At 64.1% G+C, this 13,040-nt stretch carries 11 protein-coding genes; 6 read left to right on the plus strand and 5 right to left on the minus strand.

Features of this window, described 5'->3' with window-relative positions; translation table 11 throughout:
• Positions 1–90: 90 nt before the first annotated feature.
• Positions 91–1,218: a threonine synthase gene (locus tag IVB31_RS07645; RefSeq protein ID WP_247320461.1), complete on the minus strand. Its 1,128-nt coding sequence runs from the start codon at positions 1,216–1,218 to the stop codon at positions 91–93.
• Positions 1,219–1,603: 385 nt separating this feature from the next.
• On the opposite strand from IVB31_RS07645, the gene IVB31_RS07650 reads away from it, so the two are divergent.
• From IVB31_RS07650 to upp, 3 genes are read left to right on the plus strand one after another with little or no spacing between them, the layout of a single operon-like run.
• Positions 1,604–2,860, plus strand: coding sequence for a GTP cyclohydrolase II (locus IVB31_RS07650; RefSeq protein ID WP_247320462.1), 1,257 nt, complete (start codon positions 1,604–1,606; stop codon positions 2,858–2,860).
• Positions 2,861–2,866: 6 nt separating this feature from the next.
• Positions 2,867–4,105 carry a URC4/urg3 family protein gene (locus IVB31_RS07655; RefSeq protein WP_247320465.1) on the plus strand — a complete coding sequence of 413 codons (1,239 nt, stop codon included), beginning with the start codon at positions 2,867–2,869 and terminating at the stop codon, positions 4,103–4,105.
• A gap of 57 nt (positions 4,106–4,162) precedes the next feature.
• Entirely contained in the window at positions 4,163–4,792 is a 630-nt protein-coding gene (upp, locus tag IVB31_RS07660) for a uracil phosphoribosyltransferase (protein WP_247320466.1), read from the plus strand.
• 28 nt (positions 4,793–4,820) lie between these two features.
• Here upp and IVB31_RS07665 read toward each other — a convergent pair whose 3' ends face one another.
• The 3 genes from IVB31_RS07665 to IVB31_RS07675 all read right to left on the minus strand — a co-directional run bounded on the left by IVB31_RS07665 (position 4,821) and on the right by IVB31_RS07675 (position 7,672).
• Complete coding sequence (locus tag IVB31_RS07665) at positions 4,821–5,312, minus strand: DUF305 domain-containing protein (protein ID WP_247320467.1); 492 nt, start codon at positions 5,310–5,312, stop codon at positions 4,821–4,823.
• Between the two features lie 92 nt (positions 5,313–5,404).
• A complete protein-coding gene (locus IVB31_RS07670) occupies positions 5,405–6,514 on the minus strand; it encodes a M48 family metallopeptidase (protein ID WP_247320468.1) in 1,110 nt (369 codons plus the stop codon).
• Positions 6,515–6,517: 3 nt separating this feature from the next.
• Entirely contained in the window at positions 6,518–7,672 is a 1,155-nt protein-coding gene (locus tag IVB31_RS07675; RefSeq protein ID WP_247320469.1) for a YjgN family protein, read from the minus strand.
• Positions 7,673–7,974: 302 nt separating this feature from the next.
• On the opposite strand from IVB31_RS07675, the gene IVB31_RS07680 reads away from it, so the two are divergent.
• Positions 7,975–9,240 (plus strand): cytochrome P450, encoded by a 1,266-nt coding sequence (locus IVB31_RS07680; protein WP_247320470.1) that lies wholly within the window; start codon positions 7,975–7,977, stop codon positions 9,238–9,240.
• A gap of 57 nt (positions 9,241–9,297) precedes the next feature.
• Positions 9,298–10,572, plus strand: coding sequence for a cytochrome P450 (locus IVB31_RS07685; RefSeq protein WP_247320471.1), 1,275 nt, complete (start codon positions 9,298–9,300; stop codon positions 10,570–10,572).
• A gap of 247 nt (positions 10,573–10,819) precedes the next feature.
• On the opposite strand, the gene IVB31_RS07690 is transcribed toward IVB31_RS07685, so the two are convergent.
• Positions 10,820–11,740, minus strand: a complete 921-nt coding sequence (locus tag IVB31_RS07690; RefSeq protein ID WP_247320472.1) for a LysR substrate-binding domain-containing protein — start codon at positions 11,738–11,740, stop codon at positions 10,820–10,822.
• Positions 11,741–11,864: 124 nt separating this feature from the next.
• Between IVB31_RS07690 and IVB31_RS07695 the strand changes: the two genes are divergently transcribed.
• Positions 11,865–13,034, plus strand: coding sequence for an acyl-CoA dehydrogenase family protein (locus tag IVB31_RS07695; RefSeq protein ID WP_247320473.1), 1,170 nt, complete (start codon positions 11,865–11,867; stop codon positions 13,032–13,034).
• Positions 13,035–13,040: the final 6 nt, after the last annotated feature.

The following is a 13,040-nucleotide window of genomic DNA, read 5'->3' on the forward strand; positions in this document are numbered from 1 at the left end:
CGATGTCAGTTTTCATGAGGCTGACGATGAGCGCCAAAGGTTCAACGCGAGCTCACGATGGCGACGGCACAGCTTCGCATCCTCGCGGTCCTACTGCACGAGATCGGCAACTGTGGTTGCGGCCTTGAGGCCCGTGCCGGTGAGGACCGCGACCGTGGTTTCGCCCGCCTTGATGGCGCCGGTGGCGGATAGTTTGTCCAGCGCCGCGGCGGCACTTGCGCTGGTCGGCTCGGCGAACAGGCCTTGCCGCGCAAGACGGCGCAGGGCGGCGACGATCTCGTCCTCGGTGAGCGCAACCGTGCCGCCGCCGCTCTCGCGCAAGGCGCCGATGATCTCGCGCAGGCGCAGGGGAGCCTTGATCGCGGTGCCTTCGGCGATGGTCTTGCTGACCTCGCGGGCGACAGGCGTGTCGACGCCGGCCCTGAAGCTCGCATCGATCGGCGAGCAATTGAGTGGCTGCGCCGCGAACAGCCGCGGCAGCTTTGCGATCTGGCCTGTCTTGAGCAGCTCGCGGAAGCCGAAGGCGCAACCGAGCAGGGAGCTGCCGGCGCCGACCGGGACGATGACGTTGTCCGGCGCGCGAAAGCCGAGGTCCTCCCAGATCTCATAGGCGAGCGATTTTGTGCCTTCGAGGAAGAAGGGTTGCCAATTGTGACTGGCATAGAAGGTCAGCTGCGACTGGCGGATGGCCTCGGCCTCCGATTCCTCGCGCGGGCCCTCGACGAGTTGCACCGCGGCGCCATAGGCGCGGACCTGCGCGATCTTGGCCGGCGAGGTCGATGCCGGCGCCAAAATCTTCACGCGCATGCCGCCGGCGGCACCTAACCCCGCCATCGACGAGCCGCCATTGCCGGAAGAGTCCTCCAGAATGGCGTCGACACCGATCTGGCGCAGGAAGGACAGCATCACCGCCGAGCCACGGTCCTTGAAGCTGCCGGTCGGGTTGAACCATTCGAGCTTGAAGAACGGGCGCAGCTCGCCCCAATCCTGCTGGACCAACGGCGTGCAGCCTTCACCGAGCGTGATCGGCTTGGCGATCTCGACCGGCAACGCCGCCCGATAGCGCCAGAGCGAGCGCGTGCTTCTGTCGATGTCCTCGCGCGATATCCCCGCCCCCGACGTCACCAGCAGCGGCGTGCGCTCGTCCGAGCACCAGCGCGGCTGGTCGAGCGGATAGAGCTTTCCGTTGCGGGGGTCGACGTAGCTGGCGGCAGGCATGGCGGTCTCCAAGGCAAAGGCGGATCGATACGATTGGTCTGATGACACGATTTGTCCAGAAACTCGACGCCCGTCGGGCAAAACACGCCGCGCCCCTTGAAAACATGAAAAACATAAATACTTCAGTCTCTTACGTCGATCGCGCAGGCAGAATAGCGAGGTCGTCCGATGCGGCGCTGTGCGCTTCCGTAGGCCCTGCCGGCTCGCTGATGACGGGAATTTGGCAGCGAACGGCCCAGCCCGCGCCGCACGATTAACTTGTCTGTCGCGACTGCCCGCTACAATATGTTGGATTGATCTTGCGTCGCCGGCGCTCCGCAGCCGGCAACGCGACCGAGCCAGGCCCGTCCGAGCGGCGGGCCGTTGGCTTTTTGGGAGTTTGGTCATGAGCCGCGCGAACCGTACCGACCACATCCGCCTGACCTCCCATCCGGAGCCGGGCCGGAAGGCTGCCTTCCCGATCCACTGGGGCGCCGCCGACGCGCGCGCCCGCGGGCCGATCATCGGCACGGTGTCGCGCGCTGGGGATCGCAACGTGATCGGCAGCCATGGCGGCTCCTATGCGATGTACCGGGCGCTCGCGGTGTCCGCCGGCGCGCTCGATCCGATTCGCAGACCCGATCTCACCAACACGTTTCCGGCGGCGACCATCGGGCCATTCCCGCAATGGAGCGATCCCGCAAAAATCGTCGCACTCGATCCCTGGGGGCATCTGGTCGCGGAGAATTTCGGCAAGGAGATCGCCGAAGGGTCCGACATCAGGCCGAGCATCGCGGTGACGCGCGCGCGGCTCGACCTGCCGGAGATCCGCGAAGCGCTGGCGAAAAAGCGCCTCCGCGCCGATGGCGACGTCGTGCACGCCAATGGCAGCGTGTCGGTGGTGAAGATCGCGATCGATCCGGTCTGGTATCTGCCGGGCCTTGCGCAACGCTTCGCGACCAACGAGACCGAACTGCGGCGCACGATGTTCGAGCAGACCGCCGGCATGTTCCCCGAACTCGTGACCCGGCCGGACTTGAAGGTGTTTTTGCCGCCGATCGGCGGCACCACAGTGTACATGTTCGGTGATGTGACAAAACTGCCGGACCATCGCACCAAGATCACCTGCCGCGTGCATGACGAGTGCAACGGCTCCGACGTGTTCGGCTCCGACATCTGCACCTGCCGTCCCTATCTCATCCACGGCATCGAGGAATCCGCGCGCGGCGCCCAGGAGGGCGGCCTCGGGCTCGTGATCTACAACCGCAAGGAAGGCCGCGCGCTTGGCGAGGTCACGAAATTCCTGGTCTACAACGCGCGCAAGCGCCAGGAGGAGGGCGATGCGGCCGCGACCTATTTCGAGCGCACCGAATGCGTCGCCGGCGTCCAGGATGCGCGCTTCCAGCAATTGATGCCAGATACCATTCACTGGCTCGGCCTGAAGCGCATCGACCGCTTCCTGTCGATGAGCGACATGAAATATGACGCGCTGACCTCGCAAGGCATCGACATAGTCGAGCGCGTGCCCATCCCGCCGGAACTTATTCCCGCTGACGGTTATGTCGAGATGGCCGCGAAGAAGGCCGCCGGCTACTACTCGACCGACATCGCGCCCGAGAAGGACGTGAACGGTGTGGTCGGGCGTTCGCTGGAAAAATACTGATACGTGATGGCGGACGCTTCAGAACTGCAGGCATGCTCGCTGCTCACCGCAAAGGCGGTTCGCGCGCGGGCCGGCGAGATGCTCGAACTCGGCTTGAACGGCGGGCTCACGCATTTCACCATTGATCTCGATCGCATGGACGGCGTCGCGGAGGCCGTGGTGGCGGTAACGCGAAAAGCCTATCCAACGCTGGAGATTCCCTTCCATGCGCGGTGGCGGCACTTCGTGCTCGGCGGCGTCGACCGCTGGGCGCGGTTTGCGGACGCGGCCTCATGGCCCGATCGCGCAGCGCGGGCGCGCGCGGAGTTCGACCTCGCGATCGTCAGCGTGCTGCTCGATGCCGGCGCTGGCCCTGTCTGGCGATACCGCGACGCCGTGACGGGACAAGGCATCGGCCGATCGGAGGGGCTCGCGATCGCAAGTCTCGACATGTTCGCCAGCGGTCTGTTTTCCGGCGAGGGCCGCGCGCCCTTCAGGGTCGATGCGGACGCGCTCGCGCAACTGCCGCTCGCAGCGCTTACAGCCGCCTTTCAGGTGAGCGACACCAATCCGCTGCTCGGGCTTGAGGGGCGCACCGATCTGCTGCGGCGTCTGGGCCGGCTGGTGGCGGAGCGAGCGGACGTGTTCGGCTCGCACGACACGCCGCGGCCGGGCGGCCTGTTCGATCACATCGCCGCGCAGGCCAAGGGCGGCGCGCTTCCCGCGCCCGCCATCCTGTCCGCCGTGCTCAACCAGCTTGGGCCGATCTGGCCATCGCGACTCGAGCTCACGGGGATTCCGCTCGGCGATTGCTGGCGCCATCCGGCCATCAAGGCTGACGACGCGACCACGGGCCTCGTGCCTCTGCACAAGCTGTCGCAATGGCTGAGCTATTCGCTGATCGAACCGCTCCAGCGCGCCGGATTTAATGTCACCGACATCGACGGCTTGACCGGGCTTGCCGAATATCGCAATGGCGGCCTGTTCGTCGATCACGAGGTGCTGCGGCTGCGCGATGCGGCTGATGCCGAGCGCGCGCATGCGGTGGATTCGTTACTCATCGTGGAATGGCGTGCGCTCACCGTCGCGCTTTTGGATCGGCTTGCCGCATTGGTTCGCGCAAAGCTCGGCCGCTCGCCGGAGTCACTGCCGCTCGCCAGCATTCTGGAAGGCGGCACCTGGGCTGCTGGCCGAGCCATCGCCTTCGCGCGCCGGTCCGACGGCGCGCCGCCGCTCAAGGTGATCAGCGACGGGACGGTTTTCTAATCCATTCATCCGCAGCGACATTCATTGCGTATCGATGAATTTCAGGAGCATCCGATCATGGAAGGCGTCACGATCGTCGATCATCCGCTGGTGCAGCACAAGCTGACGCTGGTGCGGGACAAATCCATCTCGACAAAGTCGTTCCGCGAGCTGATCAAGGAGATCGGCATGCTCCTGTGCTACGAGGTGACGCGCGATCTGCCGCTCACCGATACCGTGATCGAGACCCCGCTGGCGACGATGCACTCGGCCAAGATCGCGGGCAAGAAGCTGGTGTTCGTGCCGATGCTGCGCGCCGGCACGACCTTCGTCGACGGCATGATGGATCTGGTGCCGACCGCGCGCGTCGCCCATATCGGGCTCTACCGCGAGCCGCACAGTTTTGCGGCCGTCGAGTATTTCTTCAAATCGCCGTCCGATCTCAGTGAGCGGCTTGCGATCGTGGTGACGCCGGTGGTTGCCACCGCCAACACGGCCGTCGCCGCAATCGACCGGCTGAAGGAGCGCGGCGCCAGGGACATCCGCCTCGCATGCCTGATCGCCGCCCCGGAAGGCCTGGAACGTCTCCGCGGATTGCATCCTGATGTCCCCATCTGGACGGCCGCGATCGACGAGGGTCTCGACGAGAACGGCTTTATTTTGCCGGGCCTCGGCGATGCCGGCGACCGCGCCTACGGCACGAGATAAGCCGCGTCGGGCACCCTTCCCTGCGGCGTCAGGTCGGCGGCCTCGCCGGCAGATCCTTTGCATCTGTCGGCGCCGGGTTTGTCTTCAACTCGGCGATCAGCTTCTCCATTTCACCGATCTCCCTCACCTGGGCTTCGATGATTCCGTCGGCCAGCTTGCGAACGCGCGGGTCCCTGATGTGCGCGCGTTCGCTCGTGAGGATGGCGATCGAGTGATGGGGGATCATCGCCTTCATATAGGCGACATCTGTCACGGTCTCTTGGCTACGGACGAGCCAGAGCGAGAGCATGAACACCAAGACGCTGGCGGCCATCACGGCGATATTCGCCGCCCGGTTCCCGTACATCTCCCACATGAAACCTAGCATCACGAGAGCCATGACGGCGCCCATCAGCAATGCCATCCATGTTCGGGTCTGGCTGTACCAGACGTGATCCACTGCAAAAGTGTTAAGATACATCAGGCCGAACATGATGATGGTGGAAGCAGCGATCATCGCGGCGAAGCGACCGTAAGTCATGCGCAAGATCCCAATCCTTGTTCGCAAGGATAAGCCCTCCCGGAAGAATTGTTCCTCTGCGGCAGACGAATTTGGCCGTCCGTCCGGGCCGATCAGATCTTCCCGCTGCCGCAAATTCCCTTCAGCGACTGCCACTCCGCATCCGTCAGCAGCGGCGGGCCGCTGGCTGCGCGATCTTCCTTCGTCATGCGGGCGAGACGATCCTCGGTCAACGGGTGGCTGGCGAGGATTGTGATGAGGCCCCCGCCTTCCTTGCCGGTGATGCGGAACATCAGTTCGGCCGCAGGCTTCGGCGAGCGGCCGAGCGCATGCATGATCTCGATCGCGAATGTATCGGCAGCGGTCTCCGCCTCGCGCGAATAGGAGGCCTCGACCACGCTGCGCGAGGCGAAGATCACGGCGCTCGAGCCGGTGACGTCGCCGAACAACAGGCCGATCAGGAACGAGGTGCCGCCATTATAAATCAGGCCGCGCATGTTGTCGTGGTGCTTGAGGTGACCGAGCTCGTGGGCGAGGATGCCGGCGAGCTCGTCCGGGCTTTCGGCCTTGTCGAGCAGGCCCTTCAGCACGAAGACCTTGCCGCCGGGCAACGCGAACGCGTTCGGCACCGGGGTCGGCAGCACGCCGGCGGTCATGGAATCGTCGTCGAGACCGGCGGCATCGCGCAGCCGATTGACGAGCTTGATGAAGGCCGCTTTCCCCGCCGCACCCTCGCATACCTTGGGGCCGAAGATGGTCTTCACCTGGACCTCTGACGCATCGCCAATGCGCCGCTCGATCGGTTTCGGGACCAGCGGCGCGAGACGGTCGGCAGCGAGCGGCACCCCAAACACCACGACGCAGACAATGGAGACGGCGGCGGCCATCGACCAGCCGACGACTTTTGCGATGCCCCGTCGCGAGGTCTGGTGCTCGTCGAGCCGTACGCAACGGGCGGTCACGTCTGACGCAAGCAAAGCGTCGCGGATTTCGAGCCGCGCCAGGGACGGCGCGGTTGTGCAGGCAAGACGCAGGACGCCGCCCGGACTGTCGGCACGCCGGATGTCGGCATAGGCCCAGCGCACCGACGCTCCGCCCTCTTCAAGGATCTCGAGCGCGTCGCCGAGCGTCAGCGCCACCTGCCGCTTGCGGCTCGACACGCCGTCGAAGAAGATCGTCGATTTTGCGGACTGCGCCGGGGCCTCGTTGGACAACTCACTCACAGCTCAGAATCCCGCGACATCGAGTCCATCGGCAAAACCTTCGCCCAGTGCGCTGGCAAGCTCACCGCTGCCACGCACATCCGCCGCGGCCCCGATATCGTGCACCTCGGCGGTCTCCAGCACCTTGGCCCAGAGATCGCGCTGGAGATAGACGCGCATGACGATATTGAGGGCAAGGGCGAGAGCAGAGTAACCGACGACCATGATCACCAGCAGCGGGATGTTCTCGAAGGCACGGCCGGGGCCGTACATCTGCTCGGGTGAACGGCCGCTCAGCTTGACGACGAGCAAGGTGGCCCCGCCAAGATAGAATGCGAAGATGGTCGAGAGCAGTATCCACCAGCCGATCACCTTCCAGTAGAGGCCGTAGAAGGCATTGTGCGGCAACTGCGACGACAGGCTGACGCCGCCGATGCGGATGCCGTCGAGCCACCAACGCCATTCGCGCGCCTTGAACTCGGCATAGAAGAACGGCGCGATCGGGAAAATCAGGACTGCGATCGGGCTGAGCAGCCACAGCCACCAGCCACGCTTGAAGAACGTCCAGCCGTTGCCTGCGAAATCGCCGCGCAAATCGCCGTAATGGGTGTGCCGCATCTTGTAGCGTTCGAGCGAAGCCTCGCGCCAAGGCAGTGCGAGACCAAGCGTCAGGAACACCAGCAGGCCCCACAGCATGGCGCGGAACGAATAGGCCCAGCCCGAGCCGTCCATCCAGAACCGCACGCCGCGCCAGACGGTGCGCGTCAGGCGATAGCGCCGCGCGCGAAAAATCGCGAACTGACCGAAGGCGTAGAAGCTGATGAACAGCGGCGTCGAGGCAAAGCCCTGCCAGCGCTCGAACTCGATGCCGACGAGGAAATAGGCGAGGTAGATCGGCACCAGGATCGCGAGCGCGAACAGGAAGCCGACCAGCAGCTCCTTGGCCCGGCCGGTATATTCGGCGGCATCGCCGTCGATCGCGGTGTTCGCCCACAGATGACGGCGGATGTCGGTGACGAGCCAGAACCGGTAGAAGCCAAAGGTGACGAGCTCCAGCAGGGCACCCTTGGTGACCAATTTGCGAAACTCGGTACGGTCGCCGGTGAAATCGACCCGCGTGGGCGGCAGCGGCGGGGGTAAGGGTTCGGAACCGATGGGGGTCCATTGCATGTCGTTCACGGCGGCAACCTCGGGGTGCAGACCTGTTACGGTCAAACTATAGATCAGAGATTGGTCGATCCCCAAGATGGGCGGGTTCGATTTCCCTCGATTCCAGTCGATTTCTTGCACGATTCCTGGTCAAACGGCGTGCGCAAGATCACGTTCGCATGGCGGCGTGACGACCGTCCGACGCTCTCGTAAGGGTTGGATGTGGCAAAACTCTCTCTTGCTCCGGCGCAGACAACCGGCTGTAATTGCAAATCAAATACCGCAGCGCAGAATTCAACGAGAACGCGCGGTTCATGTCAGGGAGAGCGGTCATGCATGGGACCATCGAGAGCGCGGCAAAGCTCGACGCGTTACGCGAGCGCGCATCATCACTTCCGCTGGAGCGGTTCGATCCGGGCGATCCCGAATTGTTCAGGACCGATACGTTCTGGCCCTATTTCGATCGCCTGCGCCGCGAAGATCCCGTGCACTATTGCAAGGATTCCATGTTCGGACCGTATTGGTCGGTGACGCGCTACAACGACATCATGGAGATCGAGACCAATCATTCGGTATTCTCCTCGGCCTCCTCGCTCGGCGGGATCACCATCCGCGACATCGATCCGGATCTGCGCCGCGAGAGTTTCATCTCGATGGACCCGCCGCGCCACGCGGCGCAGCGCAAGACCGTGGCGCCGATGTTCACGCCGACGCATCTGGATAATCTCGCCCTCAACATCCGCGAGCGTTCGGCCGAGTGCCTCGACAATCTGCCGCGTGGCGAGGTGTTCGACTGGGTCGACCGCGTCTCGATCGAGCTCACCACGCAGATGCTCGCCGTGCTGTTCGATTTTCCGTGGGACGACCGCCGCAAGCTGACGCGCTGGTCGGATATCGCGACCACCATTCCCGGGCCCGACGGCCTCGTCGCCACCGAGGACGAGCGGCAGGCCGAGTTGACGGAATGCGCCGGCTATTTCGCGCGGCTGTGGAAGGAGCGCATCGCGCAGCCTCCGAAGAGCGACCTGCTGTCGATGATGGCGCATGGCGCCGCGACGCGCGACATGGACGCGAAAAACTTCCTCGGCAATCTCGTGCTTTTGATCGTCGGCGGCAACGACACCACCCGCAACACCATGTCCGGCTCGCTCCACGCGTTGAGCCAGCATCCGGAACAATATCGCAAGCTGCGCGAAAATCCCGCGCTGCTCGACAGCTTCGTGCCGGAAGTGATCCGCTGGCAGACGCCGCTGGCGCATATGCGGCGCACCGCGCTCGCGGATTTCGAGTTCCGGGGCAAGCAGATCAGGAAAGGTGACAAGGTCGTGATGTGGTACGTCTCGGGCAACCGCGACGCCGAGGCGATCGAAAAGCCCTACGATTTCATCATCGACCGCGCCCGCCCGCGCACGCATCTGTCCTTCGGGTTCGGCATCCACCGCTGCGTCGGCTTGCGGCTTGCCGAACTCCAGCTCAAGATTATCTGGGAAGAGATCCTCAGGCGATTCGACCATATCGACGTGGTCGGTGAGCCCAAGCGGGTCTATTCGAGTTTCGTGAAGGGACTCGAGACGCTGCCGGTGAAGATTGCGGCGTGAGTTTTCTCCGTCGCCCCCCGGGGAGAGGCGAAGGAAGAACCAACTGGAGCCACGACCATGAACATTCAAGCGCCGGTTCAAGTGGACAAGGCCGAACGCATGCGCAAGGCGCGCGAGGAAGCCTATGCGACGCCGCTTTCGCAATTCCACCCCGGCGCGCCCCGGTTGTTCCAGGACGACACCTTGTGGCCGTGGTTCGAGCGGCTGCGCAAGGAAGAGCCGGTGCATTACTGCACCAACGCGCCGATCGAGCCCTATTGGTCGGTGGTGAAGTACAACGACATCATGCATGTCGATACCAACCACGGCCTGTTCTCCTCCGATTCGACGCTCGGCGGCATCGGGATCCGCGACGTGCCGGAAGGGTATGACTGGCCGAGCTTCATCGCCATGGACCAGCCGCGGCATTCGTCGCAGCGCAAGACGGTGTCGCCGATGTTCACCCCGACCCATCTGGACGAACTGTCAAAACTGATCCGCCAGCGCTCGCAGACCGTGCTCGACAATCTGCCGCGCAACGAGACCTTCAATTTCGTCGAGCGCGTCTCGATCGAGCTGACGACGCAGATGCTGGCCACCCTGTTCGACTTCCCCTGGGAAGAACGGCGCAAGCTGACGCGCTGGTCGGATGTCGCGACCGCCCTGCCCAAGAGCGGCATCGTCGCGTCCGCCGAAGAGCGCCGCCGCGAGATGGACGAGTGCTACGCCTACATGTCCAAGCTCTGGAACGAGCGCGTCAACTCGGCGCCGCGCAACGATCTGCTGTCGCTGATGGCGCATAACGACGCCACGCGCTTCATGGACCCCGACAACCTCATGGGCAACATCATCCTGCTCATCGTCGGCGGCAACGACACCACCCGCAACACCATGACCGGCTCGGTGCTGGCGCTGAACGAGAACCCGGCGCAGTACGAGATGCTGCGGCAGAACCCGGCGCTGATCGATTCCATGGTGCCGGAGGTGATCCGCTGGCAGACGCCGCTGGCGCATATGCGGCGCACCGCGCTCGCCGACACCGAGATCGGCGGCAAGCACATCAAGAAAGGCGACCGCGTCGTGATGTGGTACGTCTCGGGCAACCGCGACGAGGAGATGTTCGAGAGGCCGAACGATTTCGTCATCGACCGCCCGCGACCGCGCAGCCACCTCTCCTTCGGCTTCGGCATTCACCGTTGCGTCGGCATGCGGCTGGCCGAGCTGCAGCTCAAGATCGTCTGGGAAGAGATGCTCAAGCGCTTCGACCGCATCGAGGTGGTCGGCGAGCCGAAGCGGATCTATTCGAGCTTCATCAAGGGATATGAGTCGCTGCCGGTGCGGATCCCGGGGTAGAGCGCTCGCTATTCGGCAGGTGCTTCCTCAACCTCAGCTGTCATGCCCCGCGAAGGCGGGGCATCCAGTACGCCGCGGCTCCTCGATTCTAGCCGCGCCGTCTCTGGAATACTGGATTGCCCGCCTTCGCGGGCAATGACAGTTGAGCGCGAGGCGCGATGAACCCCAGCTATAAAATTTCGGCATGACAGGTCGCGCCAGATGCGAAGGCAAGGCGGCGCGCGGCTGTTCTAGGACATGAGTGCATCTAACTCAACTTGATGTCCCACACGCCTTCCTTGCGGCAGGCGGCGACCTCCTCGCGCAGGAGGGCGGTGACGGCGAGCGAGGCCGTCGAGACCTGACGGTCGATCGGAGAGGCGAATATGAGCTCGCGCGTCATCGGCTTCGAGACCACAGCGGTTTCCAGCCGCCCGTCCGCGACTTCGCCGTGGACCGACGACGGCGGCAGCAGTGCGAAGCCGAGGCCCTCCTCGACGAGACTCGTGAGCACGCGGAACGAATCCGCTTCGAGCTGGACGGTGAGCTTGATCTTGCGTTGCGCGGCCGCATGCTCGATCAACGCGCGGAGACCGTGCGAATGACTGGGCAGCACCAGCCGCTGCCGCAGCAGCCAGCCGATATCGACATTCTTCTTGCGCGCGAGACCGCAGCCGCGCGGACCGACCGCAACGATGTTGTCGCGACCGAGGCTCTGCACATTGAGGTGCAGATCGGCGGAACGGCCGTAGAGGATGGCAAGATCCATCTCGCCGCGATGCAGCCATTCGACGATATGCCCGCTGTAGCTCTCGACGATGCGCAGCGAAATTCCGGGATACTTTTCGACGCAGCGCCGCGCGAAGCGTGCCGACAGCACGCAGCTCACGGTCGGGACCAGACCGAGCACCACCCGGCCGGACGGCGGCCCCTTGGCCGACTGAATGTCGTCGCGGATCTGGTCGAGTTGCCGCACGATGCCGGAGGTGCGCGCCAGCAACAGCTGCCCGGCTTCGGTCAGCACCATGCCGCGGCCGTTGCGGGTGAACAATTCGGTGCGCAGCTCGTGTTCCAAGAGCTTGATCTGGCGGCTGAGCGCCGGCTGCGCCACACGCAATGTATCGGACGCCTTGGAGAGGCTGCCGAGCTCCGCCACGCAACTGAAGGTTCTGAGTTGACGGAAATCCATGCTTGCCAATCCTGGAAGGCTACTCCATACGCTATAGCAAATGAGCATAGGGGGCTGGCATTGTTTTCACAACGCCAGAGGATCGGCCGGCGTTATCTTAACTGCCGCACATACGGGAAACCCCATGAGTGAAGACCACCACGCCGAAGATCATTCCGACATCCGCGAAGCCGTCGCTAAGCTCTGCGCGCAGTTTCCCGGCGAATATTGGCGCAAGCTCGACCGCGAGATGGCCTATCCCACGGCGTTCGTCGACGCGTTGACCGAGGCCGGCTATCTCTCGGTGCTGATCCCCGAGGAATATGGCGGCGCGGGGCTCAAGCTTTCGGCGGCCGCCGCGATCCTCGAAGAGATCCAGCGCGCGGGCTGCAACGGCGGCGGCTGTCACGCCCAGATGTACACGATGGGCACCGTGCTGCGGCACGGCAACGACGAGCAGAAGGCAAAATATCTACCGAAGGTCGCGAGCGGCGAATTGCGCCTGCAGGCCTTCGGCGTCACCGAGCCGACCAGCGGCACCGACACCACCTCGCTGAAGACTTTTGCACGCAAGGACGGCAATGCCGGCTACATCGTCAACGGCCAGAAGATCTGGACCAGCCGCGCCGAGCATTCCGACCTGATGCTCCTGCTGGCGCGCACCACGCCGAAGGACCAGGTCAAGAAGCGCACGGATGGTCTTTCGGTGTTCATCGTCGACATGCGCGAGGCCAAGAGCAAGGGCCTCGAGATCCGCCCGATCCGCACCATGATGAACCATGCCACCACCGAAGTGTTCTTTACCGACATGAAGGTGCCGGCGGAGAATCTGATCGGCGAAGAGGGCAAGGGCTTCCGCTACATTCTCTCCGGCATGAATGCCGAACGCATCCTGATCGCGGCCGAATGCGTCGGCGACGCCAAATGGTTCATCGCCAAGGCCACTGCTTACGCCAAGGAGCGCAGCGTTTTCGGCCGGCCGATCGGCCAGAATCAAGGCATCCAGTTCCCGATCGCCAAGGCCTACGCCGCGATGCGCGCCGCTGAACTGATGGTGAAGGAAGCCACGCGCAAATACGAAGCCGGGCTCGACTGCGGCGCCGAGGCCAATATGGCCAAGATGCTCGCGGCCGATGCGTCCTGGGAAGCGGCGAATGCCTGCGTCCAGACCCATGGCGGCTTCGGCTTCGCCGAGGAATACGACGTCGAGCGCAAATTCCGCGAGACGCGGCTGTACCAGGTGGCGCCGATCTCGACCAACCTCGTGCTGTCCTTCATCGCCGAGCATGTGCTCGGCATGCCCCGCTCGTATTGAGGCCGC

The sequence above is a fragment of the Bradyrhizobium sp. 21 genome (genome assembly GCF_023073335.1).
GTDB lineage: Bacteria > Pseudomonadota > Alphaproteobacteria > Rhizobiales > Xanthobacteraceae > Bradyrhizobium.

Bases quoted from the DNA above. Each gene is read 5' to 3' on its own strand.
- IVB31_RS07645 (WP_247320461.1), bottom strand. From the start codon at position 1,218: ATGCCTGCCGCCAGCTACGTCGACCCCCGCAACGGAAAGCTCTATCCG.
- IVB31_RS07650 (WP_247320462.1), top strand. From the start codon at position 1,604: ATGAGCCGCGCGAACCGTACCGACCACATCCGCCTGACCTCCCATCCG.
- IVB31_RS07655 (WP_247320465.1), top strand. From the start codon at position 2,867: ATGGCGGACGCTTCAGAACTGCAGGCATGCTCGCTGCTCACCGCAAAG.
- upp (WP_247320466.1), top strand. From the start codon at position 4,163: ATGGAAGGCGTCACGATCGTCGATCATCCGCTGGTGCAGCACAAGCTG.
- IVB31_RS07665 (WP_247320467.1), bottom strand. From the start codon at position 5,312: ATGACTTACGGTCGCTTCGCCGCGATGATCGCTGCTTCCACCATCATC.
- IVB31_RS07680 (WP_247320470.1), top strand. From the start codon at position 7,975: ATGCATGGGACCATCGAGAGCGCGGCAAAGCTCGACGCGTTACGCGAG.
- IVB31_RS07685 (WP_247320471.1), top strand. From the start codon at position 9,298: ATGAACATTCAAGCGCCGGTTCAAGTGGACAAGGCCGAACGCATGCGC.
- IVB31_RS07690 (WP_247320472.1), bottom strand. From the start codon at position 11,740: ATGGATTTCCGTCAACTCAGAACCTTCAGTTGCGTGGCGGAGCTCGGC.
- IVB31_RS07695 (WP_247320473.1), top strand. From the start codon at position 11,865: ATGAGTGAAGACCACCACGCCGAAGATCATTCCGACATCCGCGAAGCC.